This window comes from Nordella sp. HKS 07, assembly GCF_011046735.1.
In the GTDB taxonomy this organism is placed as follows: domain Bacteria; phylum Pseudomonadota; class Alphaproteobacteria; order Rhizobiales; family Aestuariivirgaceae; genus Taklimakanibacter.
Map to the genome: position 1 here is coordinate 6,940,056 of NZ_CP049258.1, position 25,144 is coordinate 6,965,199.

The following is a 25,144-nucleotide window of genomic DNA, read 5'->3' on the forward strand; positions in this document are numbered from 1 at the left end:
GTTAGGAAGGACCCCGGTGGCGACACCGGGGTTTTTTCATGCGCGGATAATTCCCGTCTTGGCGAAATCTCTAACGTCCGCGTCACTCGTCACGACAACCGATGACAACTCCGTTGGGTCGCATACAGAGTAGGCCGAGACTGCCCCGAGCTTCTCCGACGTGATCAATGATACGGCCTCCGCCGCGCGCGCGATGATGGCGCGCTTGATCGCCGCCTCCTCGAAATCGCCCGTCGTGCCCCCCTCCTCGGGATGAAGGCCGGTCAGGCCGACAAAGCCCAGATCGATGCGCAAACGTTGGATCTGCTCGAGCGCTTCGGCCCCCACCGCCACCATCGAATGGCGGAACAGTCTGCCGCCGATCAGGATCACTTCGGCCGCCTGAAACGGCTCGAGTGCCGCGGCGATCGTCGGGCTGTGGGTGATGACGGTGATGTCGAGATCGAGCGGCAGAGAGCGCACGAGTTCGAGATGCGTCGTCCCGCCATCGATGAAGATGCGTTGCCGGCGCTCGATCAGGCTTGCCGCTTTCTGCCCGAGGCGGCGCTTCTCGTCCGTCGCCATGGACCGGCGGGCGGCGAGATCGGCGACGGTCGGCGATGCCGGCAGCGCGCCCCCATGCACCCGCAGCAGCATGCCCTCGCCGGCAAGCTCCCGCAGATCGCGACGGATCGTGTCCTCCGACAGGCCGAGCTCAGCGCTCAGCTCCTTGGCGACGATGCGGCCGTCCTTGGCCAGGCGGGTGAGGAGAAGCTGTCTTCTCTGTTGGGTTAGCATTACATGATAATGCACGATATTGCACGAAATGTCACGAATTGATAAGGTGGGGCTTCAGTAACCCGGAGTGTCCCATGTCGAAGAAACCCATGATGATCCTCATCGCCGGCCCTTATCGATCCGGCACCGGCGATGACCCCGCCAAGATGGCGGCTAATCTGAAGCGCCTCGAAGAGGCCTCCTGGCCGATCTTCGCGAAGGGCCATGTGCCGATGATCGGCGAATGGGCGGCGCTGCCCATCTGGCAGACGGCTGGCGGACGGGACGTGGGCGATGCGCTCTATGACCGCATCCTTCACCCGACGGCGGGCCGGCTCCTCGAGCATTGCGACGCCGTGCTGCGGCTGCCGGGCGAGTCGAAAGGGGCGGAAGACGACGTGCGCATCGCCCGCCTGCGCGGCATTCCCGTCTATTACGATATTGCGGAGATTCCCGACCACGCCGCCTAAGATCGGCCAGAAACCGCTTGTTCACATATGGTGGCGGGGTGGGATTCACCCCGCCTTTCTGTGTTAGAAGACCGCCCGTTCAGGAGATATTATATGCGCTTTGAATCACGGCTACTCATTGCGAGCGTTACCGCCTTCTTCATCACCACGAGCGCGGCCGTCGCCCAGGAGGAGCTCCCTCTCGAATTCGGCACCTACGCCCAGAACAAGGATTGGTGCAAGCTGGACCGCGCCGACCCGAAGGGGCCCGACTTCACGGACAAGCGCGCCTTCATCAATCTGACCCAGAACGAGATCAACTGGAACAATTCCGTCGGCCAGATCACAAATATCGGCATTGACGGCAACAAGGTCACTTTGGCGGTGCAACTGACGACTGACGGCCAGACGAAAGCCGTCACCCTGCCGCTCATCCGCAAGACCAAGAAGATCTTCGTGCTGGGCGGCATCAATTTCTTTCGCTGCACCGGCTATATGCCCAATCCCCGGCTTGGTCGCTGAGCCTCCCGTAGTCCGTTTAGCGAGCGGGCACCTCTCAGGATTGGCCCCATCGCAGGGGGATTGACGCGATTTTGCAGAGCCGTGACGATAGGCTTCCAGCAGGGAACGAGGCTGACATGAGCGATTATCCGTATGACCTGGGCACGTATCGCCGCCGCGTCACCACTAAATCGGTTGAGGCGCAGATATGGTTCGATCGCGGCCTCGCCTGGTGCTACGGCTTCAATCATGAGGAGGCGGTGCGCTGTTTCGAGAAAGCGGCGCAGGCCGATCCCGATTGCGCAATGGCCTGGTGGGGCATCGCTTACGCCGCAGGCCCCAACTACAACAAGCAATGGAAGGCCTTCGACACGGTCGATCTCGAGCGGTCGCTCAAAACCGCCCATAGAGCGACAGCCGAGGCCCTGAAGCTCAAGGACAAAGCCAGCGCCGTCGAGCGCGGCCTCATCGAGCCTTTGGCCTTGCGCTATCCGGCCAACGACCCGGGACAGGTGACGCCGATCTGGAATGACGACTACGCCTTGGCAATGCGCAAGGTCTATCAGGCCCATGCCCAGGATCTCGACGTCGCGACGCTCTTCGCCGAAGCGATCATGAACCGCACGCCATGGCAGCTGTGGAACATCGAGACCGGTACGCCCGCCGAGGGCGCCGACACGCAGGAAGCCATCGAGGTTCTGGAAAAGGCAATGCGACAGCCGGGAGGCGAGGACCATCCGGGCCTGCTTCACATGTATGTCCATCTGATGGAGATGTCGCCAACGCCTGAGCGCGCCCTCAGGGCTGGCGATCGCCTGCGCCATCTGGTCCCCGATGCCGGCCACCTCATCCATATGCCGACCCATATCGATGTGCTGTGCGGCGACTATCACAATGTCGTCGAGTGGAACGATCGCGCCATGCAGGCGGACCGCAAATATTTCGCGCGTGAAGGCGGTCTCAACTTCTATTCGCTCTATCGCTGCCACGACTTCCACTTCAAGATCTATGGCGCGATGTTTCTCGGCCAATATGCCCCGGCATTGGCGGCCGCCGAGGAGTTGGCGGCGGCACTTACCGAGGAGCTTCTTACCGTCGAGGTCCCGCCCATGGCAGATTGGCTCGAGAGCTTCGTGCCGATGAAGCTGCACGTACTGATCCGCTTCGGCAAATGGCGCGAAATCATCGCCGAGAGGCTCCCGGCCAACCGCAAGCTCTATTGCGTGACGACGGCGATGACGCACTACGCCAAGGCGGTGGCTCATGCCGCCACGGGAGATGTGAAGGCTGCCGAGACGGAAGCGGTGCATTTCGAAGCCGCGGTCGCGCAGGTCCCGCCCAGCCGCTATCTCTTCAACAACACGGCACTCGACATATTGGCGATCGCCGCCGGGATGATGAAGGGCGAGATCGCCTATCGCAAAGGCCGCCATGACGAGGCCTTCGCGCTTCTGCGTAATTCGGTGACGCTCGACGACAGCCTTCCTTATGACGAGCCCTGGGGTTGGATGCAGCCCACCCGTCATGCACTGGGTGCGCTGCTGCTCGAACAGGGCAAAGTCACCGAAGCCGAAGCGGTCTATCGCGCCGATCTCGGCCTCGACAAGACGCTGCGCCGCGCTTGCCAGCATCCGAACAATGTCTGGAGCCTGCATGGCTATCACGAATGCCTGGTGAAGCTCGGCAAGCTCGCCGAGGCGGCGATCATCAAGCAGTCGCTCGACATCGCCTCGGCGCGCGCCGATGTACCGGTCAAGGCATCCTGCTTCTGCCGCCTGAAGGCTGTCGCGTGAGCCTTCGCCAACGCATCAGGCGGGAGGGCATATACGGCGGCTTTCCGCCTTGAATTTGCCGTGGCGCGCGCCGATGTGCCGGATGAGACTTTCTGTCTGTTCCGGTGCTGCGCCGGAAAAGCGTGGCATGAACGTCTTATCTCCCGATGGAGCGTATTGACGAATGAACATGCAGCGACCGCTAGATCCGACTGAAATCGAAGCCGCGTTAGGCTTGGATTCCCGCGCGAAAACAAGGCGTTGGGGCCGGAGATTCGTGTATTTTCTCATCGCCGTCCTGGCCCTGGGCGGGCTCGCTTACTGGTATTGGGCGCCGGCTTCGGCAACCACCGGGCTCACCTATGACACTACCCCGGCGGTCATTACTCCACTCACCGTCACTGTTACAGCCACCGGTACCGTCCAGCCGACGACGCAGGTCGATGTCTCGAGCGAGATTTCGGGCGTCGTGCGCACCGTCAATGTCGACAATAACAGCCTCGTCAGGAAGGGCGACGTGCTGGCGGCGCTCGACGTGAAGCGCCTCGGTGCCCAGCTCGCGCGTGCCAAGGCGACGCTCGCCGCCAATGAGGCGAAGCTCGCCGACGCCAAGGCCACGCTGGAGCAGCGCCGCCTGGCCTATGAACGTCAGGCGGCCTTGAGCAAGAAAGGTTTCGCCGCCACCCAGGTTCTCGATGACGCGGTCGCCGCCCGCGACAGCGCAGTCGCCGCTGTCGCATCGGCGGAAGCCGATATCGAGGTCGCCAAGGCCGACATCGCGCTGCAGGAGATCGACATTGCCAAATCGAGCATCGTCTCGCCGGTCGACGGCATCGTGCTCAAGCGCGCCGTGCAGCCCGGCCAGACGGTCGCCTCTTCGCTCCAGGCCCCTGTCCTCTTCACCCTGGCCGAGGATCTGACGCGCATGCAGGTCGAGGCCAATATCGACGAGGCCGATATCGGCGCGGTCAAGGCCGGCCAGGACGCTCAGTTCACCGTCGACGCCTATCCCGGCAAGGCTTTCCCGGCCAAGATCGAGACGCTCGAATTCTCTCCCCTCACCACCGATGGCGTCGTCACCTACAAGGCCATCCTGACCGTCGACAACAGCGAGCTGCTGCTGCGTCCGGGCATGACCGCGACAGCGCAGATCACAGTGCGGAAGGTGGACAACGCGCTGGCGGTGCCCAATGCGGCGCTGCGCTACCAGCCGCCCCGGCCTCGCGCCGAGACGGGCTTCGACCTCACCCAGATCTTCTTCCCGAGACCCATCGGCCGTGGCGCGCCCAAGCGCGATACCCCGGCCAATGCGCGCACTGTGTGGATCCTCAAGGACGCCAGGCCGCAAAAGGTGAGCGTCACCACCGGCGTCACCGACGGCAAACTCACCCAGATCGTGACCGGCGACATCAAGGACGGCGACCAGGTAATCACCTCCTCGCGCACGGCCGGACAATGACGCAAGGCTTGCCGTTCATCGCCTTCGAGAAAGTGCAGAAGATCTATGGCGAAGGTGCCGGCCGTGTGCGCGCCTTGGCAGGCGTCGATCTCGTCATTGCGCGTGGCGAATTCCTCGCCATCATGGGGCCATCCGGCTCCGGCAAATCGACCGCGATGAACATCTTGGGCTGCCTCGATACGCCGAGCGCCGGGCGATATCTCTTCGGCGGTGTCGATGTCACGGCCCTCGGGCGCGACCAGCGTGCCTTGTTGCGCCGCAATTTCCTGGGCTTCGTCTTTCAGGGCTATAATCTCCTCGCCCGCACCACCGCGGTCGAGAATATCGAGCTGCCCCTCGTCTATCGCGGCACACCGCGCCATGAGCGCCGCGACCGCGCGGTTGAGGCTTTGCGCCTCGTCGGCCTCGAGGGCCGCGAGCATCATACCCCGGCCCAGCTCTCGGGCGGCCAGCAGCAGCGTGTCGCCATCGCGCGCGCCATCGTCACCGACCCCCTGGTGCTGCTCGCCGACGAGCCGACCGGCAATCTCGACACCGCCCGCAGTCATGAGATCATGGAGCTCCTCACCCGCCTCAATGAGGAGCGCGGCCTCACCATCATCATGGTGACGCATGAGCCCGACATGGCGGCCTTCGCCCACCGTACCATCCGTTTTCTCGACGGCCATATCGAATCGCAGCACACCCGCGAGGCCGCCTGATGTTGTGGGAAGCCTTCAAGCTCGCTCTATTGTCGGTCAGGCGCAATGTGCTGCGCTCGATCCTGACTCTGCTCGGTATCGTGATCGGCGTCGGCGCGGTGATCGCCATGGTGACCATCGGCAACGGCACGACACAAAAAGTGACCGACGATCTCTCCAAGCTCGGTAGCAACCTTCTGATCGTGCAGCCCGGACGCAACACCTTCGGGCCCGGCGGCGCCAGCCAGGAGAACCGTTCCTTCGACGACCGCACGCTGGCGAAACTCCGCGCCGAATTGACCGGTGTGCGCGCCATTGCCCCATCGGCGACCCGCGCCGCGACCCTCATCTATGGCGCCACCAATTATGCGACGACGGTGACCGGTACCGATTCCGAATTCTTCATCGCACAGGACTGGACCTTCGAGCGAGGGCGCCCCTTCAATGACAGTGAGGTCCGATCCGGCAGCGCTGTCTGCGTGATCGGCGAGAGCGTGAATGACGCCCTCTTCGCGCCGGACAGCGGTCTTGGCAAGCGGATGCGCGTCGGCACCATTTCTTGCGACATCATCGGCATTCTCGCCAGCAAGGGACAGGGCGCCTTCGGCAACGACCAGGACAACACGGTCGTCCTGCCGCTGCGCACGTATCAGCGCCGTCTCGCCGGCAATACGCGAATCCCCACAATCTACATCTCGGCCGCCACCAGCGACGACATACCTGCCGTGACGGCCAATGCCGAACAGATCCTGCGCGAGGTCCGTCGCGTCGGTCCCGACAAGGACGACACTTTCACGGTGCGCGATATGAGCCAGATCATCTCGACCATGACCTCCACCTCGACACTTCTCACCGGCTTGCTGAGCGCCGTCGCCGGCGTCAGTCTCCTGGTCGGCGGCATCGGCATCATGAACATCATGCTGGTCTCGGTGACCGAGCGCACCCGCGAGATCGGCATACGCCTCGCCATCGGCGCGCTTGAGCGCCAGGTCCTCACCCAGTTCCTGGTCGAGGCGCTGGTCTTGGCCTTGCTGGGCGGCATGATCGGCATCATGCTTGGCTTGGCGCTGGCCGGTACTGCCAGCTTTTTCATGGTCATTCCCTTCGCACCGAGCCTTTCGAACATCGCACTCGCCTTCCTGTTCTCAGGCGCTATCGGGCTGGGCTTCGGCTTCTTCCCGGCGCGCCGCGCCGCCCGGCTCGATCCGATCGATGCGCTTAGGCATGAATGAACATGTCCCTGCGATTGGGTTTCATGGCTTCCGCATAATCACCTATTTGAGCTCCACGGTGACCCGGCCGAGCTTGCCGGTGAACTTGAACGGCGGAGAATAGCTGAAGTCGATCGGCGAGCCGGTGTCCTCTCCGATATCCTGCCCTTCATAGAGCGAGTATTTGAACGGTGTCGTCTTTTCGACGCGGCCCTCGCCGATCTTCTTCCCATTGGCGAAGAGCGTGATCGTGCCGCCCTTGCCCATGCCGCCGCCGTCGGACTTGAATTCCATCGCCAGCGTGACCTTGCCGGTCGGTGCCGGCTCGGTGGAGACGATGCGATAACGCTCGAGCGCCACATGGTTGTGCAGGCCGACGAGCTTGCCCTGCTCGATGTAAAATCCCCAGCCACCGGTGAAGCCCCCCTGGGTGAAGATCATGCCCTCCGCTCCGCTCGTGGGTATCTCCGCCTCGGCGGTGATCGTGAAGGATTTGTTCTTGAGATCGGGCGCGGAAGCTTCGGGCAGCGCCGCCAGCGGCGTCTCATACACGAAAATCTTGCGCCCGGCGGCAAGGCTCGGCTTGCCCGTCAGCTCGATCGACATGCGCTCGGGGCCACGCCAGTCGAGCGGCAGGATGTCGTTGCGCGCCGCCTCGGCCCACCAAAGGTCCTGCAGCGCGCGAAGCTTGTCGGGATCGGCCGATGCGAGATCGTCGGCCTGCGAGAAATCCTTGTCGATATTGTAGAGTTCCCACTTCGCCTTATCGATGTCGAAGCCCTGTCGGTCCGGCTGCCAGGGCAGGAAGGACAGCGACGACGCAAACCAGCCGTTCTGGTAGATGCCGCGATTGACCCCCATCTCGAAGACCTGCTCCTTGCGACGGTCGGGAGCCTTGGCGTCGTTGAACGTGTAGGTCATGCTGATTCCGTCGATGGGCTTCTGCGGAACGCCGTTGAGAATGTCCGGCGCCCGCACGCCGGCAACGTCCAGCAATGTCGGCATGATGTCGATCACATGGTGGAACTGACTGCGCAGCCCGCCCTTATCAGTGATCTTCGCCGGCCACGAGATGATCAAGGGATTGCGCGTGCCGCCGAAATGCGACGCGACCTGCTTCGTCCATTGGAAGGGGGTGTCCATCGCCCATGCCCAGGCCGCCGGAAAGTGATTGAAGTGCTTCGGGCCGCCGAGCTCATCGATGACCTTGAGATTGTCCTGCCAGGTCTCCAGAATGTTGTTGAAGAAGGCGTTCTCATTGGTCGAGCCTTCGATGCCCCCCTCTGCCGATGCGCCATTGTCGCCGACGATGTAGACGATCAGAGTATTGTCGGCATCAGGAAGCTTGGCAACGGCGTCGAGAATGCGTCCCATTTCGTGATCGACATGGGCGCCATAGCCGGCGAAGACTTCCATCATGCGCGCATAGAGTCGTTTCTGGTCGGCATTGAGCGTGTCCCACGCCGGCAGGCCGGCGGGGCGCGGCGTGAGCTTGGTATCAGGCGGGATGACGCCCAGCTGCTTCTGCCGCTCGAAGGTCACTTCGCGATAGCGGTCCCAGCCCATGTCGAACTTGCCCTTGAACGTGTCGATCCATTCCTTCGGGGCCTGATGCGGCGAATGGGTTGCACCCGGAGCGACATAGAGGAAGAACGGCCGGTCGGGATCGATGACTTCCTCTTTCTGCATCCAGGCGATCGACCTGTCGGCAATGTCAGTGGACAGGTGGTAGTTGGGATCGGTCGAGCGTGGCACGCGGTTGCGGTTCTCGTAGAGAACCGGCTCGTACTGGCTGGTGTCTCCGGAATTGAAGCCATAAAAATAGTCGAAACCGAGCCCATTGGCCCAGCGATCGAACGGACCGATTTCGCTGGTCTCCCAGATCGGCGTGTTGTGATTCTTGCCGACCCAGGCGGTGGCATAGCCATTCTGCCGCAGGATTTCCGCCACCGTTCCGGTGCTCTTGGGAATGATGCCGGTATAGCCATCATATCCCGTCGCTGCCTCGGTGATGCTGCCATTGCCGGTCACGTGGGTGTTGCGGCCGGTGATCAAGGCAGCGCGCGTCGGCGAGCACAGCGCCGTCGTATGGAAGCGGTTGTAGCGCAAGCCTTCTGCGGCGAGCTTTTCCATGCTCGGCGACGAAACGCCGCCGCCGAAGACACTGAATTGTCCGAAGCCGACATCATCGAGAAGGATCAGCACGATATTGGGCGCCCCTTTGGGGGGGACGGAGGATTTGCGGAAATGTCGCGGGATCGGAATCGAGATAAGTGCGTCCGACCGCGCCCTTGAAGTGAAAATCAGGGTGGGGCAGCGAGAGGGTCTCGCCGGCATAGCCAGGCTCCGGACTCTGGGCCAGCGCCGTCTGGGCAAGTGCTGCGATGCTGACCGCTGCAAGCATCGTCTTGAGATTGAACAAAAGAGTCGCGGCGTGCGGAAACATCTTGGCCTCCTACCTTGATTGTCATGCCTTCTCGCTGGGTCAGACCACCTCCTCGACCGGCGGCGGCGTCCATGAACCGCCGGTGATCGCCGTCATGGACCAATAGGCGCGCAAATAGAGCGAGAAATCGACGTCTTTGGGTGCCGGCAGCCAATTCGTCTGTATCACCACCGGCGGCGCGTCGGCCTGCACGTGGAACGTGAGCGTGCTGCGGGCTCTGGGCGACGGAACTATGGCATCTCCTGTAGAAGAACAGTTCAGGTTGCTAGACTAGCGCCCTGGTATATTGAGCTATAGTTGGACCAAGGGCCTATTTTATTCGTCTGAGCCAGAAGCCGAGAACAGACCGGAAGCATGGAACGCCTGGGTGACCTCGCTTCGTCGCCGCCCGCGTCGCACCGGGCAATAGAAGCCAGCGTTTGAAATACTCGCAAAATCGTGAAAGATGGCTGAAACGCGGGCCATCCGGTTGGCGTATAGACTGCTGTGATGCAATATCGAACCCTCATAAGCCCCTGGACCGACCGCAGCGGACGCTTTTCCGCGCTCAAATCGGCGGTACTGATCCTGGTTCTCCTTCCGGCCATATATTATGCGATCGAGCTCAGCCGGAACGATCTGGGCCCGCTGCCCTACAAGGAAGCGCTGCACCGCATCGGCGACTGGACCATACGCTTCCTGGTCATCACTTTGGCTCTGACACCGCTACAGCGCATCCTGGGCTGGCCCAAGCTCGCCCTCATCCGCCGCATGCTGGGCGTCACCACCTTCGCTTACGCATTGGCGCATCTTTGCCTATATGTCGTGAACGAGAAATTCGATCTCGTTTTCGTCGCTTCGGAGATCGTCAAGCGCATCTATCTCACCATCGGCTTCACGACACTCCTGGGCTTGAGCCTCCTCGCCGCGACCTCGACCGACTGGGCGGTGCGCAAGCTCGGCCGCAACTGGAAGAGGCTGCATCTCATCGTCTATGGCCTAGCCGTGCTGGCGCTTCTGCACTATTTCATCCAGTCCAAGATCGACGTCAGCCAGCCGGTGCTGTGGACGGGCTTCTTCCTGCTACTGATGATCTATCGCGTGGCGATCAAGCAGCGCCGGCCCCTGACCCCGCTGGTCCTGGCGGGCTCCGCCGTTGCAGCAGCCCTCCTGACCGCCGCGGTGGAATTCTCATGGTACGGGCTCGCGACCGGCGTCGGCCCCTTGCGGGTCCTCAAGGCCAATCTGGCTTTCGCCTATGGCCTGCGTCCCGCCTGGATAGTGCTGATCGTGGGTCTGGCCGTGGCGCTCCTGCCCTGGCTCAAACAGGCCTATGGCTTGGCCAACGCCCGCCTCAATCCCGCCCGCAACGCCGCGACGCGCTGATCGTCCTCGAGCCGCGTCTGCAGCGCCAGCACGGCCCGAGATTCGAGGATCACGCCGTCATCGAGGATCTTGAGATGGTTGGCGGCGAGCGTCGACCCCGTGGTGGTGATGTCGACGATCGCTTCAGCGGTCCCCGCCGCTGGCGCGCCCTCGGTAGCCCCAAGGCTTTCCACGATGCGATAGCCTGTGACGCCTTTGGCGGAAAAGAAACGGCGCGTCAGATTGAGATATTTGGTGGCGACGCGCAGGCGCCGGCCATGGCGCTTGTAGAAGCTCTCCGAGACTTCATCGAGGTCGCTCATGCGGGCGACGTCGAGCCAGGCCTCCGGCACTGCCACCACGACATTGGCGAAACCGAAGTCCAGCCTTTCGAGGACGCCGATACGCTCGTCATCAGGCCTCAGCGTCTCGCGCAGCAGATCCTCGCCGGTGACGCCGAGATCGATCTTGCCCTCCTTGAGCGAGGTCGCGATCTCCGAGGCTGACAGGAAGGCGACATCGATGCCTTCGATGCCACCGAGACGGCCGCGATAGAGCCGGTCCGATCCCTTGCGCGTCAAGGCGAAGCCCGCCTTGCCGAGGAGCGCTTCGGTCGCTTCCATCAGGCGGCCCTTGGAGGGAATGCCGAGAACAAGCGCCGTCATGACCGGCCTCCCACTGCCGCCAGAAGCTGCTCCGTCCCGATGGCGCAGCCGACAGCCGAAACCGGTACCGGTGAGCCGATATCGGACAGAAGATCGTCATAGCGTCCGCCACCGGCGACCTGCAGCGGGCCCAGCGCCGCATCCGCCTCGATCTGAAAAACGAAGCCTGTATAATATTCGAGATTACGTCCGAAGGGCGCGGCGAAGAAGAAATCCTCAGGCCGCAAGCCCTCTCCACGCATCGCCTCGATGCGGCGGCGATAGCGTTCCAGCGCATCACGATAGGACCGGCTCTTCGCCACACCTTCGAGCTGCTTGAGCGCGGATGCCGCATCGCCCTCGATCGCGAGATAAGCGTTGATCGCATGAACAGCTTCAGGAGCGAGCGGATGCGCGGAGCGGTCGGCCGCCTTGTCGGTCAGCCGCGCGGCAATCTCTTCCGCCGAACGGCCCCCCACCGGGCTTATGGCTTTGCGCTCGAGTTCGCTGTCGACCCAGTGCCTGGTCTCGCCGGCATCCTTGCCCACCACCGCATCGACGAAGGGCGATATGCTGGTGCGGCTCAGCTCTTCGCGCGCCGCGAAGCGGGCCAACGTCTCGCGAAATGTCTGCGGCCGCCAGAATTGATGGATCAGACGAAGTCGCCAGCGCTTCGGCATTTCGAGTCCGTCGAGCAGCGCCTGGAAGAGATGGAGATCGCCAAGCTTGACGCGGAAACGCTTGAGTCCCGCGGCCTTCAGGGCGGCAATTGTCAGCGCCAGCACCCGCGCCTCGGAGGCCTCGGCATCGCCGGCCGCCAGCCATTCGATGCCGGCCTGGCCGAATTCGCTGGGAGCCCTGCCGCCTTGTGTGAAGCGGAAGGCCGGTCCGCAATAGCAATAGCGCGCCTCGCTGTCGGGCCTCGGCGCATGCATGAGGTGATAACGGCAGGCCGGCACCGTGATATCGGGGCGCAAGCACATTTCGGCCCCTTCCGGATCGGTGAAGACATATGAGTTGGCGCGGATATCCTCGCCGGAACGCTCGAGGAAGATGTCGGCCGGCTGCAGAATGTCGGGCGCGATATGATCGAAGCCCGCGTCCTCGAAGACCGCCATGATGCGGGCATTCTGCGCCGCGAGTGCCACCCGCTCGGCCGAGGACCTACCGGACATCTAGGACGGCCTTCTTCATCTCCGCGCCAGAGCCTCGCGCACCGCCTTCACCAGATCGGCTTCCGGCACCGAGAACTGCGCCAGCCGCGCTTCCTTGTAGTCGGCACGATTTTCGACGCCGCCCGCGAGTTCCGCGCCGAGCGCCAGATCCTTGATCTGCACTTCGCCCTTGGCCTTTTCGTCACCACCCTGGATGACGACCAGCGGACTGCCGCGTTTGTCGGCATATTTCATTTGCGCCTTCATGCCGGAAGTGCCGACATACATCTCGGCGCGGATGCCGGCCGCCCGCAGGCTTCCCACCATGCGCTGATAGTCGCCGATGCGCTCGCGGTCCATGATCAGCACCACGACCGGTGCCAGCGTCTTGCCTTCCTCGGTGCGGCCGAGAAGGGTCAGCGCCGAATAGAGCCTCGACACGCCGATCGAGAAGCCGGTGGCCGGCACCGGCTGGCCGGTGAAGCGCGCGACGAGATCGTCATAGCGCCCGCCGCCGCCGACCGAGCCGAAGCGGACAAGCTGGCCCTCGTCATTGCGCGCTTCCATCAGCAATTCGCATTCGAAGACGGGGCCGGTGTAATAGCCGAGGCCGCGCACCACCGCCGGATCGATCTTGATGCGGTCTTCCGCATAGCCTGCCGCGGCGAAGAGCATCGACATCTCCGCGAGCTCTGCCACGCCGGCGCGGCCGCGCTCGCTCTCGCCGACCAGCTCAGCGAGCCGCTTCAGCGTTTCCGCCCGGCTCGCCGCTCCCGCATCGACAAAGCCGGCGACGCGGTCGATGGCGGCCGCATCGAGCTCGGCCCCCTTGGTGAAGTCGCCCGAGTCGTCCTTGCGGCCCTTGCCCAGGAGCTCGCGCACACCGGCGACGCCCAGTCGGTCGAGCTTGTCGATGGCGCGCAGCACCGTCATGCGCCGCGCCTCGTTCTCCGGCCCCGCCACCCCGATGCTTTCGAGCACGCCGTCGAGAATCTTTCGGTTATTGACCTTCAGCACATAGCTGCCGCGCGCGATGCCGAGCTTCTCCATCGTGTCGGCGATCATCATGCAGACTTCGGCATCGGAGGACGGCGAGGCCGAGCCCACCGTGTCGGCGTCGAACTGCATGAACTGGCGGAACCGGCCCGGCCCCGGCTTCTCGTTGCGGAACACCCAGCCCTGGCGATAACCGCGATAGGGCGTGGGCAGCGCCTGCTGGTTCTCGGCGATAAAGCGCGCCAGGGGTGCTGTCAGGTCATAGCGTAGCGACAGCCACTGTTCGTCATCGTCCTGAAAGGAGAACACGCCTTCATTCGGGCGGTCCTGGTCCGGCAGGAATTTGCCGAGCGCGTCGGTATATTCGATGAAGGGCACTTCGAGGGGCTCGAAGCCATAGGCCTCGTAGACCTCCTCGATCACCCGCATCATGCGCTTGACGCCACGCACCTCGTCGGGTCCGATATCACGGAAACCCTTGGCGACGCGCGCCTTCGGGCGCTGCTGTTTGGTCTTGGCGGACATGCCCGCTCCCTCAAATGTAAGTCGAGCGGGCTTGTAACGGATGGCCGGGCCCTGGGCAACCATGCGGAATGCCCCCGCCCCGCCAGGGGGGCGAGGGTATCCGGCTTACTTGTCCCGGACCACTTTCTGCTGCTGAATGCCCAGCCCCTCGATGCCGACCCGCATGACGTCACCCGGCTTGAGGAAGCGCTGCGGCTTCATGCCCATGCCGACGCCGGGGGGCGTGCCGGTGGTGATGATGTCGCCCGGCATCAGGGTGAAGAACTGCGACAGATAGGCGACGATATGGGCGACGCCGAACACCATGGTGGCGGTCGAGCCGTCCTGCACCCTCTTGCCATTGAGCTCGAGCCACAATTTGAGCTTCTGCGGGTCCTTGACTTCGTCCGTGGTCACGAGCCACGGGCCGATCGGGCCGAAGGTGTCGTAGGACTTGCCCTTGGTCCACTGGCCGGCGCGCTCGATCTGGAATTCGCGCTCCGAGAGGTCGTTGATGGTGCAATAGCCCGCCACATGGGCGAGCGCGTCCTTCTTCTTGATGTTCTTGGCGCGCGTGCCGATGATGACGCCAAGCTCCACTTCCCAGTCCGACTTCTTCGACTTGGGCGGGATGGTGACATCGTCATTGGGGCCTGAGATGCAGCTCACATGCTTGGTGAAGAGCACGGGCTCGGGGGGCACCGGCAGGTTCGATTCCGCCGCATGGTCGGAATAGTTGAGGCCGATGGCGATGAATTTCTGCGGATTGGCGACGCAAGCGCCGATGCGCGGCGTGCCGCGCACCAGAGGCAGCGATTCCGGCTTGATCTTGGCGAGGCGTGCCAGGCTCTTCGGGCCGATCGTCTCGCCGGTGATGTCGGCAATGGTGCCGGAGAGATCGCGGATGCGGCCCTCCTTGTCGAGAAGGCCCGGCTTTTCCTTGCCCTTCGCGCCATAACGCAGCAGCTTCATATTTTCCCCTTCTCCAATAGCTTCGCTGACGGATGCCAGCGTGGTTGAAAACCGCGCGCGAGAATGCCGGCATAGAGTGCCGGAGTCAAAAGCTTAGCGCTCATGACAGGCCTGCGCGGAACGGCCAATTCATATCCCTCGAAGGACCATTTGAGGAGCCGCTCGCCCAGGACCGCGAAGGGGCCCTCACCGGCATCGATCATGACGCCGTCCGGCAAAGTCGCGACCTCGATATCGGGCTTGCATCCCCGCCGCTCCGTGTCGACGATGCGGTCAGCCGCATCCGCCATGAGAGGGGGCGAAGCGAGCGACAGGAAGAGCTGCGCCTCCTTGCGGCGACAATAGAAGCAAGGCCGGTGGCCGGCCGCCAGCGCCGTCACTTCGTCGAGGAAGAACAGCGACGTATAGCCCTTGCCCATCGGCTCGTGATGATTACCCTTCCAATAGAGATCGCAGCAGATCCAGTGCCGTGTGGCCCACCGCCTCTTGCCGAGTGTCCGGTCGTCGCGGTGGAATTTGCCGCCGCGATTGCCCATCATCGCGCCTCGGGCCGGACTGGCGACGATCTCGCCATAGGGATCGACGCGGTTCTGCAGCGGCATGTCAGCGCTCCCGCGGCGGGACTTCGGCGCAGCCTTTTGCGCCGTAGGGATTGTCGGCATCGCAGGCCAGCGCGCGGCGCAGATACTCTGGAAATATCATCGGCCGCTCGATGCATTCGATGACCGCTACCTGCTTGCCCTTCTTGTCCTTCACCTCGACGCCGGCCTCGCCATCCATCGCCTCGGCCGGCGCCTCATCGCCTTCCCAGCGCGCCACGGAGTAAACCCGATACGTAAAGTCGCCGTTCTTGAAGCGGACATTGACCGTGTAGCTGTTCTTGCCCCGCACATGGGAGAAGAACAGCTTCTTAGCTCCGTCCATCGCATCGGCCGAATAGACGAGCTCGGTCTTCTCGTCATTGCCGAAGCGATACTGGACGTTGCTCCAGGATTGACCGGCCTCCGTCTCCACCGCGCAGATCTCGATATATTTGCCGGCGGAACCGGTTTCGCAGACGAAGAGCGGCGCCTCGTTATTGTCCGCCACGCAGGCCGAAGCCGCGGCCGGCCAGAACAGAAAGATGAGGGCCGCCAGATGTCTCATGGCACGCGCCGGAAGAGGCCCGGATAGTCCGTCACCAGCCCATATTCGTCGAATGTGACCTCGGCTTCGAAGGTGCCATCCGTCGCTTCATAGCGAAAGCGCCGGCTGGGCTCCCGGCAGGTGTAGCGCTGGCCATCGACAAAGGGATCAAGCGTGTCGGAGGGCATCCACAGCATGGCGAAATCGCGCGCCTGGCCTTGCGCGAACTCCGTCCGCCTGACCGGCAAGCTGTTGGTGAAGCAGGTGAAGGAGAGATCGATGTCGATGCAGCCGTCGAAGACCGGCAGCTTGTTGCCTTGGCCGTCCTCCCAGCGCCCCGGTGCGATTGATCGATATTCACGGATACGGCCATCGACGGAATCGACTGTGAAGCCAAGGACCCGCCAGGTCTTGTCGAGATCGATCGCATAGGAGACGGCGAAGGACGGACCTATGACATTGCTGCGCACACTGTAGCCGGAGGGTGTTGCGCGCAGCACGAGATGTTCGAGGCCTTCGCCCTCTTCGGGCCGCCAACGCGCGGTGATCTCATCCACCGGCTTCCACATCAGGGACTCTTCACGATGATGACATGCATGTCCTTCGGCCCATGCGCCGGGCGCACGATCGTCTGTTCGATATCGCCGGTGCGCGAAGGCCCTGAGATCATGTTCACCGTGCGCGGCATCCGGCCCGGCCCATAGGCATCGCGCAAGCGGCTCCAGACCTCCTCGTAGCTCGCCACGAGATCCTTGGCTTCGAGCAGCACTATATGCGCCTCGGGCATGAAATTGAGCGTCGTCGGATTATCCGGCCCCGAGAGCTGGACGATGGTGCCAGATTCGGCAACGCCGGCGAAAGCATGGGTGAGCGAGGCGGTGTCGCTATCTTCCGCGCGGCCTTCGCTCACGGTGAGCGTCTGGGCCCGATGCCAGGGCAAGGTGGCAAGGCGCTCGTCCTGGCCATGGCGGATCGCCGCCGGCCGGTTGGTGTTGCGCAAATAGGCGGCGACGGAAGCCGGCACGTCGTTCAGGTCATCGAGAATTTCCACTGAACCGCCGACCTGTTCCATCATCCGGACGAAAACGGCAATGCGATGCGCCTCATCACCCTGGCCGCGCTCCGGTACCAGATTGCGCTGCGGATGCATGAGACGGTCCTCGACGGAGGCGATGCGCAGGGCCTCGTCGCTCTGGGCGGCCGAGCGCCTGATGCGCGAGAGGATGCGGGCGCGGGCATTATCCATGGCGCCGTTCCTTCCACATCGCCTGGAACGTTTTGCCCTGCGGCGCCGGCATGTCGCGATAGCGCGTCCAGCCCTGGGCCAGTGGCAGGCTGGCAGACCGGCCTTTGCGCCCGCTCATGAGATTGAGAAGTCGCGCCGCGATCCGCGTGCCGAATTGGTAGAGCTTCGGCCGCTTGGCGAAATAGGCCCAGACACTCAAACCTGAGCGCACCGCACCGGGCGTCAGATGCTTCTCGAACTCCTTCTCGCGCCAATGCCGCAATAGCCGCGGCAAGGGAATGCGCATCGGGCAGACCTCCTCGCAGCGTCCACAGAAGGTCGAGGCGTTGGGTAAATGCTTCGCCTTCTCGATGCCGATCAGGGCCGGCGTCACCACCGAGCCGATCGGGCCTGGATAGACCCAGCCATAGGCGTGGCCGCCCACCGCCTGATAGACCGGACAGTGATTGAGACAAGCGCCGCAGCGTATGCAGCGCAGCATGTCCTGGAATTCGGTGCCGAGCACATTCGAGCGGCCATTGTCGAGGATGACGACGTGATATTCAAGAGGTCCGTCCGGATCCTCGGGCCGCCGCGGCCCGGTCGAGAAGGTCGTGTAGTTGGAGAAATCCTGCCCCGTGGCCGAGCGCGCCAGCACGCGCAGGATGGTCGTCGCATCCTCGAGCGTCGGCACGATCTTCTCGATCGACGCGATGACGATATGGGCCTTGGGCAAGGTCTGGGTCAGATCGCCATTGCCCTCATTGGTGACAATGATCGAAGTGCCGGTCTCGGCGATGAGGAAATTGGCGCCGGTGATGCCGACATCGGCGTCGAGATATTTCTGGCGCAGGACAGTGCGCGCCTCCTCGACCAAAGTCGGTATCTCGGTGAGGTCCCGATTGGGATCGAGATGTGTGTGGGCCTTGCGGAAGTCGGCCTCGATCTGATCGCGCGTCAGATGCACGGCAGGTGCGATGATATGGCTCGGCGGCTCGCCGCGGAGCTGGATCAGATACTCGCCGAGATCGGTCTCGACCGGGGTGATGCCCGCCTGCTCGAGAGCTTGATTGAGTCCGATCTCTTCCGAGATCATCGACTTGCCCTTGGTGGCAAGCCTAGCGTCGAGCTTCCGGCAGATGGCGAGGATGGCGGCGCGTGCTTCTTCTGCCGTTTCCGCCCAATGGACATGCCCGCCGCTGTCATTGACCTTCGCCTCGTAGCGCTCGAGATAGAGATCGAGATGGGCGAGCACATGGTCCTTGATGTCGCGTGCCTGGTCGCGCAGCGCATCGAATTCCGGCAGGCTCGCCTTGGCCTTGGCGCGCTTCTCGACGAAGCGCGGGCCGGTTTCGGTCATTGTCGACTGCAACTGGCGGTCGGCGATCGCGCGCGCCACATTGCTGGTGAACTCGGCGGCCCGGGATTCCATTACTCGGCCTCCGCGATAGGCGGCGTCGCCATGTCGCCGGCCAGCACTTCCGCGACATGGCGCACCTTGAGATTGGCGCCTTCGCGCTTGAGCTTGCCGGCCATGTTCATGAGGCAGCCCATATCCCCGGCAAGAAGCAGATCGGCGCCTGTGGCGACGATCTTCTTCGTCTTCTTCGACACCATGACATTCGAAATGTCCGGATACTTCACGCAGAACGTGCCGCCGAAGCCGCAGCACACCTCGGCATCCTCCATTTCGACGAGATCGAGTCCATGAACGGTGCGCAGCAGCTTGCGCGGCTCCGCTTTGACACCCAGCTCGCGCAAGCCCGAGCAGGAGTCATGATAGGTGACCGAGCCCTCAAAACGCGCGTCGACATTCTCCTGTTTCATGACGCGCACCAGGAAGGACACGAGTTCAAAGGTCTTCTCGGCCAAAGCGTCGGCCGCCTGGCGGTCGGGCGAGCCCTTGGGGAACAGCTCGGGATAATGCGCCTTGATCATGCCGGCGCAGGAGCCGGACGGCGCCACGACATAGTCATATGACGAAAAAGCCTTGATGACGGCGCGCGCGATGTCCGCCGTGTCCTTGCGGTCGCCCGAATTGAAGGCGGGCTGGCCGCAGCAGGTCTGGCTCTCCGGAACCTCGACCAAGCAGCCGGCCTCCTCCAGAAGCTTGACGGTGGCGAAGCCGACCGACGGCCGGAACAGATCGACGAGGCAGGTCACGAAAAGGCCGACGCGTGGCCGGGTCAGCTCCATCAGGCGCATCCCATTATTATCCGGATTATCCGGTGTATCCCGAGCCTGTCTTATGGCGCGAGGCACGCCCGCCCTGCAAGTATTTATGTGATAAATTAGATTGAGCATTGCGCCGCAGTATGGGACTAAGAAGCATGATTGCGATGCCTTTGCCCGACAAGACGACCCTCGCCCGCCGGCGCGAGATTGCCAGTGCTTTACGTCAATTCGTGCCCGGCGAGGGTGTCATCGAGGCTCCCGTCGAAATGCGGGCCTATGAGACCGACGGCCTCACCGCCTATCGCCAAGTGCCGCTGGTCGTTGTCCTGCCCGAGACGACCGCGCAAGTGAGTGCCGTCCTTAAATATTGCCATACGCATGGCATCAAGGTTGTGCCGCGCGGCGCCGGCACGTCGCTCTCGGGCGGTGCCTTGCCCCTGGCCGACGGCGTGCTTCTGGGGCTCGGCAAGTTCAACCGCATCCTCGACATCGATTACGACAATCGCTGCGTCGTCACCCAGCCGGGCGTCACCAATCTCGCCATCACCCAGGCGGTGCAGCATGAGGGCTTCTACTACGCGCCCGATCCCTCCTCGCAGATCGCCTGCACCATTGGCGGCAATGTCGCGGAGAATTCGGGCGGCGTGCATTGCCTGAAATATGGGCTCACCGCCAACAACGTTCTGGGCATCGAGATGGTGCTCGTCACCGGCGAGGTGATCCGGCTCGGCGGCAAGCATCTCGACAGCGAGGCCTATGATCTTCTGGGCGTCATGACAGGCTCGGAGGGCCTCCTCGGCGTCGTCACCGAGGTCACCGTGCGCATCCTGCAGAAACCAGAGACCGCGCGCGCGGTGCTGATTGGATTTCCCTCCAATGAGGATGCCGGCAAATGCGTGGCCGACATCATCTCCGCCGGCATCATACCGGGCGGCATGGAGATGATGGACCGTCCCGCCATCCATGCGGCGGAGGAATTCGTCCATGCCGGCTACCCGCTCGAGGCCGAGGCGCTGCTCATCATCGAGCTCGACGGCTGCGCCGCCGAGATCGATCACCTGATCGAAAGGGTTGTCGCCATCGCGCAGCACAACCGGTCGAATTCCTGCCGTGTGTCGCAATCGGAAGAGGAACGCGTCGTTTTCTGGGCCGGGCGCAAGGCGGCCTTCCCGGCGGTCGGCCGCATCTCGCCCGATTATATCTGCATGGACGGTACGATCCCCGCGCCGCAGGCTTCCGGAAGTCCTCCAAGGCATGGCCGATCTGTCGCGCCACTACGGTCTGCGTGTGGCCAATGTCTTCCATGCCGGTGACGGTAATCTCCACCCTCTCATCCTGTTCGACGCGAATGCCTCCGGCGAACTCGAACGTGCCGAGAAATTCGGTGCCGACATATTGCGGCTGTGCGTGAAAGTGGGCGGCGTCCTCACCGGCGAGCATGGTGTCGGCATCGAGAAGCGCGACCTGATGCCGGAGATGTTCTCCGAGGCCGACCTCAACCAGCAGCAGCGGCTCAAATGCGCCTTCGACGACAAGGGCCTGCTCAATCCCGGCAAGGTCTTTCCCGTCCTGCACCGCTGCGCCGAGCTCGGCCGCATGGTGGTGAAGGGCGGCAAGCTGCCGCACGCCGATCTCCCGAGGTTCTGAGTGACCAGCCTGAAGCCCAACAGCGAAGCCGAGCTGGTCGATATTGTGCAGGACGCGATCGCCCTGAAGACGCCGCTCGATCTCCTCGGTACCGGCACCAAGAAAGGCCTCGGCCGCCCGATGCAGACCGCTGCCACCCTCGATCTCTCGGGCTTCTCCGAGATCACGCTCTATGAGCCTGAGGAATTGGTGATCACAGCGGGCGCTGGTGCCAGACTTGACGACCTCCGCAAGCTCCTGGACGAAAAGGGCCAGGAATTCGCCTTCGAACCACCGGATCTCTCAAAGCTTTTGGGCGCCCCGCATGCCGGCACCCTGGGCGGGCTGCTCGCCTGCAATCTTTCCGGCCCCCGGCGCCTCAAGGCGGGGGCCGCGCGCGATCATATACTGGGCGTCGCCGGCGTATCGGGCCGGGGCGAGGCCTTCAAGGCCGGCGGGCGCGTGGTGAAGAACGTGACCGGCTACGATATCCCCAAGCTCATGGCGAGCTCCTATGGCACGCTTGCGGCCCTCACCACCCTTACCTTCAAGGCCTTGCCCAAGGCCGAAAGCGAGGAGACATTGGTCCTCGAGGGTCTGAGCGACCAGGACGCCATCAACGCCATGAGCCTCGCGATGCAATCCTCCTGCGAGGTGTCGGGCGCGGCGCATCTGCCCGCGGCAATTGCCGATGGCACGCCGAAGACCTTTCTGCGCCTCGAAGGCGTGCCGCCGTCCATCGCCTATCGGCGCGACAAGCTCGCGAGGCTTCTCTCAGCGCCAGCCTCGCATCTGCTTGCTCCCGAGGTCTCACGAGCCCAGTGGATCGCGCTCCGCGACGTCCATCCGCTCAGCGACGCCGGCGATCGTTGCATCTGGCGGCTGTCCGTGCCGCCTTCGGACGGCGCCCGCCTCGTCACCGCGCTCGCGCAGTCCATCGACATGAGCTGGTTCTACGACTGGGCTGGCGGTCTTATCTGGCTCGCCGTGCCGGCAGATAACGATGCTTGCGTCGAAGCCATTCGGGCCGCCCTCCCCTCAGGCCACGCGACCCTCATCCGTGCCGGCGAAGCCATGCGCGGCCGGATCCCGGTCTTCCAGCCACAAGCGCCGGCGCTCGCCGCCCTGGCGCGGCGCGTCAAGGCTTCCTTCGATCCGATGGGTATCCTCAATCCCGGCCGCTTGCAGCAGGAAACTATTTAGATGCAGACCAGTTTCACGGCCGAGCAGCTCAAGGACCCGCATATCGCGACGGCCAACCAGATCCTGCGCAAATGCGTGCATTGCGGCTTCTGCACCGCCACGTGCCCGACTTACGTGCTGCTCGGCGACGAACTCGACAGCCCGCGCGGCCGCATCTATCTGATCAAGAACATGCTGGAACGCGGCGAGGCGGCGACACCCGAGACGGTGAAGCACATCGACCGCTGCCTCTCCTGCCTCTCCTGCATGACCACCTGTCCCTCGGGCGTGCATTACATGCATCTCATCGACGATGCCCGCGTCCATGTGGAGAAGACCTATAAGCGCCCGCTCCGCGAGCGCCTGCTGCGTGATGTCCTGGCTTTCCTGATGCCGCGTCCGGGCCTCTTCAAGACGGCCCTGATCCTGTCGTCGCTCGTCCGGCCTCTGGCGCCGCTGCTCGACAGGTTGGGCGACAAGCGGCTGTCGTCGCTCCTGGCGCTGGCGCCTGCCCAAACACCACCGCCGGAAATCATCGGCCAGCCCGGCATCTATCCGGCGGAAGGCAAGACGCGCATGCGGGTGGCGCTCCTGCGCGGCTGCGTGCAAAGCGTCATCGATCCCGCCATCAACGCCGCCGCCATCCGCCTTATGAACCGTCAGGGGATCGAGGTGGTGGTCGCTGACGGCGAGTCCTGCTGCGGCTCCCTCACCCATCATATGGGCAAGGAAGCCGACGCCCGCGCCCGCGCCCGCCGGATGATCGACGCCTGGAGTGCGGCCGGGGTCGAGCGCATCATCATAACGGCATCGGGCTGCGGCACGACGATCAAGGACTACGGCCATATGCTCAGGCTCGATCCAGCATATGCGGAGAAAGCGGAGCGGGTCTCAAGCCTGGCCCGCGACATCACCGAATTCCTGACCGAGATCGATCTGCCCAAGGTCTCGGCCCCCATGCCCTTGCGCGTCGCCTATCATTCGGCCTGCTCCATGCAGCACGGCCAGAAGATCAGAAACGAGCCGCGCCGGCTGCTCGAAAATGCCGGCTTCGCGGTGAGCGACGTGCCGGAGGGCCATCTCTGCTGCGGCTCGGCTGGCACCTACAACATCCTGCAGCCCGAGATCGCAACACGGCTGCGCGATCGCAAGGTCGCCAATATCCGATCGGTCGCACCCGACATCATCGCCACCGGCAATATCGGTTGCATCACCCAGATCGGTCAGGCTACGGAAATTCCGATTCTGCATACAGTGGAATTGCTCGACTGGGCCCATGGCGGCCACCAACCTGAAATCTTAAAAGAATCATCTAAAGGGCAGTGATTAATGGCGAAATTCCCGAAGGGCGTGACCTTCACCGCAAAGACCAAGTCAGGCTATGACAGGGTGCTGACCCCGGAAGCCGTGGCTTTCGTCATGCGGCTCCACCGCAATTTCGAGGACCGCCGCCGTGCACTGATCAAGGCCAGGGCCGATCGCCAGAAGCTCTTCGACAAAGGCACCCTGCCCGACTTCCTCCCCGAGACGAAAGCCATCCGCGAGGGCGCCTGGACCGTGGCCCCGATCCCGGCCGACCTTCAGGACCGCCGTGTCGAGATCACCGGCCCGACCGACCGCAAGATGGTGATCAACGCGCTCAATGCCGGCGCCAAGGTCTTCATGACCGATTTCGAGGACTCGAATTCTCCGACCTGGGACAACATGATCCAGGGCCAGATCAACCTGATGGACCGCTGGTCGGGCAAGCTCGATTACACCGATCCCCAGAGCGGCAAGGCCTACAAGCTCGGCAAGAAGCCGGCCGTCCTTCTCGTGCGCCCGCGCGGCTGGCACCTTCTCGAAGAGCATATGCTCGTGGATGGCGCTCCGGTTTCCGGCGCTCTCTTCGATTTCGGGCTCTATTTCTTCCACAATGCCAAGACCGCGCTCGCCGCCAAATCGGGCCCCTATTTCTACCTGCCCAAAATGGAGAGCCACCGCGAGGCGCGGCTGTGGAACGACGTCTTCATCCAGGCCCAGAGCGAGCTAGGTCTTCCGCTCGGCACCATCAAGGCGACGGTTCTCATCGAGACCCTGCCGGCCGCCTTCGAGATGGACGAGATCCTCTTCGAACTGCGTGATCACATTGTCGGCCTCAATTGCGGCCGCTGGGATTACATCTTCTCCTTCATCAAGACCTTCGCCAGCAACAAGCGCTTCGTGCTGCCGGACCGCGCGCAAGTGGTCATGTCGAAGGCCTTCCTCGCCAATTACTCGGCGCTTCTCATCCAGACCTGTCACAAACGCCGGGCCTTCGCGATGGGCGGCATGGCGGCGCAAATTCCCAACCGCAAGGACGAGGAAGCCAACAGACTGGCCTTCGAGAAGGTCCGCGCCGACAAGGAGCGCGAGGCCAGAAACGGCCATGACGGCACCTGGGTGGCGCATCCCGATCTCGTGCCGGTGGCGCGCGAGGTGTTCGACGCGCTGATGCCGACGCCGAACCAGCTCTATGCCAAGCGCGAGGACGTGCGGGTCGGCCAGAAGGACCTACTCGAAGTGCATGAGGGCACCAAGACCGAGGCCGGCTTCCGCGAGAATATCCGCGTTGGCGTGCAATATATCGAGGCCTGGCTCCGGGGGCGCGGCGCGGTGCCGATCTACAATCTCATGGAGGACGCGGCCACCGCCGAGATTTCGCGCTCGCAGATCTGGCAATGGCTCAAATTCGGCGCCAGGCTTGAGGGCGGCCAGAAGGTGACGAAGCCCTTCTTCGAGAATTGCCTCAAGGAGGAAATGGCGCGCGTGGCCCAGGAAGTCGGCGCGGATGCCTACAAGAAAGGCCGTTTCCGCGAGGCGATCGACATCTTCCGCAAGATGTCGACCTCGGCCCAGTTCGAAACCTTCCTCACATTGCCGGCTTACAAGAAAATCGTGTAAA

General features: G+C 63.3%; 24 protein-coding genes and 1 pseudogene. 11 read left to right on the forward strand and 14 right to left on the reverse strand.

Annotated elements, in window-relative coordinates; genetic code table 11:
* Positions 1-36: 36 nt before the first annotated feature.
* The gene (locus tag G5V57_RS32865) at positions 37-777 is read right to left on the reverse strand and encodes a DeoR/GlpR family DNA-binding transcription regulator (protein WP_165173328.1); all 741 of its coding nucleotides are present in this window, start codon (positions 775-777) and stop codon (positions 37-39) included.
* A gap of 89 nt (positions 778-866) precedes the next feature.
* On the opposite strand from G5V57_RS32865, the gene G5V57_RS32870 reads away from it, so the two are divergent.
* The 6 genes from G5V57_RS32870 to G5V57_RS32895 all read left to right on the forward strand — a co-directional run bounded on the left by G5V57_RS32870 (position 867) and on the right by G5V57_RS32895 (position 6,849).
* A complete protein-coding gene (locus tag G5V57_RS32870; protein ID WP_165174374.1) occupies positions 867-1,226 on the forward strand; it encodes a DUF4406 domain-containing protein in 360 nt (119 codons plus the stop codon).
* A 93-nt stretch (positions 1,227-1,319) separates the two neighbouring features.
* Complete coding sequence (locus G5V57_RS32875; protein ID WP_165173330.1) at positions 1,320-1,727, forward strand: hypothetical protein; 408 nt, start codon at positions 1,320-1,322, stop codon at positions 1,725-1,727.
* A gap of 116 nt (positions 1,728-1,843) precedes the next feature.
* Positions 1,844-3,499 carry a tetratricopeptide repeat protein gene (locus tag G5V57_RS32880; protein WP_165173332.1) on the forward strand — a complete coding sequence of 552 codons (1,656 nt, stop codon included), beginning with the start codon at positions 1,844-1,846 and terminating at the stop codon, positions 3,497-3,499.
* A gap of 256 nt (positions 3,500-3,755) precedes the next feature.
* Positions 3,756-4,937, forward strand: a complete 1,182-nt coding sequence (locus tag G5V57_RS32885) for an efflux RND transporter periplasmic adaptor subunit (RefSeq protein ID WP_246737456.1) — start codon at positions 3,756-3,758, stop codon at positions 4,935-4,937.
* Entirely contained in the window at positions 4,934-5,638 is a 705-nt protein-coding gene (locus tag G5V57_RS32890) for an ABC transporter ATP-binding protein (RefSeq protein WP_165173336.1), read from the forward strand. The genes G5V57_RS32885 and G5V57_RS32890 overlap by 4 nt, the downstream gene beginning before the upstream one ends.
* Entirely contained in the window at positions 5,638-6,849 is a 1,212-nt protein-coding gene (locus G5V57_RS32895) for an ABC transporter permease (RefSeq protein WP_165173338.1), read from the forward strand. The genes G5V57_RS32890 and G5V57_RS32895 overlap by 1 nt, the downstream gene beginning before the upstream one ends.
* A 42-nt stretch (positions 6,850-6,891) precedes the next feature.
* Here G5V57_RS32895 and G5V57_RS32900 read toward each other — a convergent pair whose 3' ends face one another.
* The 3 genes from G5V57_RS32900 to G5V57_RS32905 are packed head-to-tail and all read right to left on the reverse strand — an operon-like array spanning position 6,892 to position 9,535.
* Positions 6,892-9,033: an arylsulfatase gene (locus G5V57_RS32900; RefSeq protein ID WP_206530142.1), complete on the reverse strand. Its 2,142-nt coding sequence runs from the start codon at positions 9,031-9,033 to the stop codon at positions 6,892-6,894.
* Complete coding sequence (locus tag G5V57_RS34040) at positions 9,014-9,274, reverse strand: hypothetical protein (RefSeq protein ID WP_206530143.1); 261 nt, start codon at positions 9,272-9,274, stop codon at positions 9,014-9,016. The genes G5V57_RS32900 and G5V57_RS34040 overlap by 20 nt, the downstream gene beginning before the upstream one ends.
* A gap of 39 nt (positions 9,275-9,313) precedes the next feature.
* Positions 9,314-9,535, reverse strand: a complete 222-nt coding sequence (locus tag G5V57_RS32905) for a DUF1214 domain-containing protein (protein WP_165174375.1) — start codon at positions 9,533-9,535, stop codon at positions 9,314-9,316.
* Between the two features lie 228 nt (positions 9,536-9,763).
* Between G5V57_RS32905 and G5V57_RS32910 the strand changes: the two genes are divergently transcribed.
* Positions 9,764-10,639: a sulfite oxidase heme-binding subunit YedZ gene (locus G5V57_RS32910; protein WP_246737458.1), complete on the forward strand. Its 876-nt coding sequence runs from the start codon at positions 9,764-9,766 to the stop codon at positions 10,637-10,639.
* Here G5V57_RS32910 and hisG read toward each other — a convergent pair.
* From hisG to G5V57_RS32960, 10 genes are all read right to left on the reverse strand, one after another.
* Entirely contained in the window at positions 10,585-11,283 is a 699-nt protein-coding gene (gene hisG, locus G5V57_RS32915) for an ATP phosphoribosyltransferase (protein WP_165173340.1), read from the reverse strand. The two genes, G5V57_RS32910 and hisG, sit on opposite strands and share 55 nt — an antisense overlap.
* Positions 11,280-12,437, reverse strand: a complete 1,158-nt coding sequence (locus tag G5V57_RS32920) for an ATP phosphoribosyltransferase regulatory subunit (protein ID WP_165173342.1) — start codon at positions 12,435-12,437, stop codon at positions 11,280-11,282. Before G5V57_RS32920 ends, hisG begins: the two co-directional genes overlap by 4 nt.
* A 15-nt stretch (positions 12,438-12,452) precedes the next feature.
* Entirely contained in the window at positions 12,453-13,937 is a 1,485-nt protein-coding gene (hisS, locus tag G5V57_RS32925) for a histidine--tRNA ligase (protein WP_165173344.1), read from the reverse strand.
* A 105-nt stretch (positions 13,938-14,042) separates the two neighbouring features.
* Positions 14,043-14,888 carry a fumarylacetoacetate hydrolase family protein gene (locus G5V57_RS32930; RefSeq protein ID WP_165173346.1) on the reverse strand — a complete coding sequence of 282 codons (846 nt, stop codon included), beginning with the start codon at positions 14,886-14,888 and terminating at the stop codon, positions 14,043-14,045.
* Entirely contained in the window at positions 14,885-15,490 is a 606-nt protein-coding gene (locus G5V57_RS32935) for a hypothetical protein (RefSeq protein ID WP_165173348.1), read from the reverse strand. The genes G5V57_RS32930 and G5V57_RS32935 overlap by 4 nt, the downstream gene beginning before the upstream one ends.
* A gap of 1 nt (position 15,491) precedes the next feature.
* Positions 15,492-16,034, reverse strand: coding sequence for a hypothetical protein (locus tag G5V57_RS32940; RefSeq protein ID WP_165173350.1), 543 nt, complete (start codon positions 16,032-16,034; stop codon positions 15,492-15,494).
* Positions 16,031-16,582, reverse strand: a complete 552-nt coding sequence (locus G5V57_RS32945; RefSeq protein WP_165173352.1) for a putative glycolipid-binding domain-containing protein — start codon at positions 16,580-16,582, stop codon at positions 16,031-16,033. The genes G5V57_RS32940 and G5V57_RS32945 overlap by 4 nt, the downstream gene beginning before the upstream one ends.
* Positions 16,582-17,259, reverse strand: a complete 678-nt coding sequence (locus G5V57_RS32950) for a lactate utilization protein (protein ID WP_165173354.1) — start codon at positions 17,257-17,259, stop codon at positions 16,582-16,584. Before G5V57_RS32950 ends, G5V57_RS32945 begins: the two co-directional genes overlap by 1 nt.
* On the reverse strand, positions 17,252-18,670 hold the full coding sequence (locus tag G5V57_RS32955; RefSeq protein WP_165173356.1) for a LutB/LldF family L-lactate oxidation iron-sulfur protein: 1,419 nt from the start codon (positions 18,668-18,670) through the stop codon (positions 17,252-17,254). Before G5V57_RS32955 ends, G5V57_RS32950 begins: the two co-directional genes overlap by 8 nt.
* Positions 18,670-19,434 (reverse strand): (Fe-S)-binding protein, encoded by a 765-nt coding sequence (locus G5V57_RS32960; RefSeq protein ID WP_371744695.1) that lies wholly within the window; start codon positions 19,432-19,434, stop codon positions 18,670-18,672. Before G5V57_RS32960 ends, G5V57_RS32955 begins: the two co-directional genes overlap by 1 nt.
* Positions 19,435-19,553: 119 nt before the next feature.
* On the opposite strand from G5V57_RS32960, the pseudogene G5V57_RS32965 reads away from it, so the two are divergent.
* From G5V57_RS32965 to aceB, 4 genes and pseudogenes are all read left to right on the forward strand, one after another.
* A pseudogene (locus G5V57_RS32965) lies at positions 19,554-21,060 on the forward strand (FAD-linked oxidase C-terminal domain-containing protein).
* Positions 21,061-22,242 (forward strand): FAD-binding protein, encoded by a 1,182-nt coding sequence (locus G5V57_RS32970; protein WP_165173360.1) that lies wholly within the window; start codon positions 21,061-21,063, stop codon positions 22,240-22,242.
* A complete protein-coding gene (glcF, locus tag G5V57_RS32975) occupies positions 22,243-23,547 on the forward strand; it encodes a glycolate oxidase subunit GlcF (RefSeq protein WP_165173362.1) in 1,305 nt (434 codons plus the stop codon). It abuts the gene before it with no gap.
* Between the two features lie 3 nt (positions 23,548-23,550).
* Entirely contained in the window at positions 23,551-25,143 is a 1,593-nt protein-coding gene (aceB, locus tag G5V57_RS32980) for a malate synthase A (protein WP_165173364.1), read from the forward strand.
* Position 25,144: the final 1 nt, after the last annotated feature.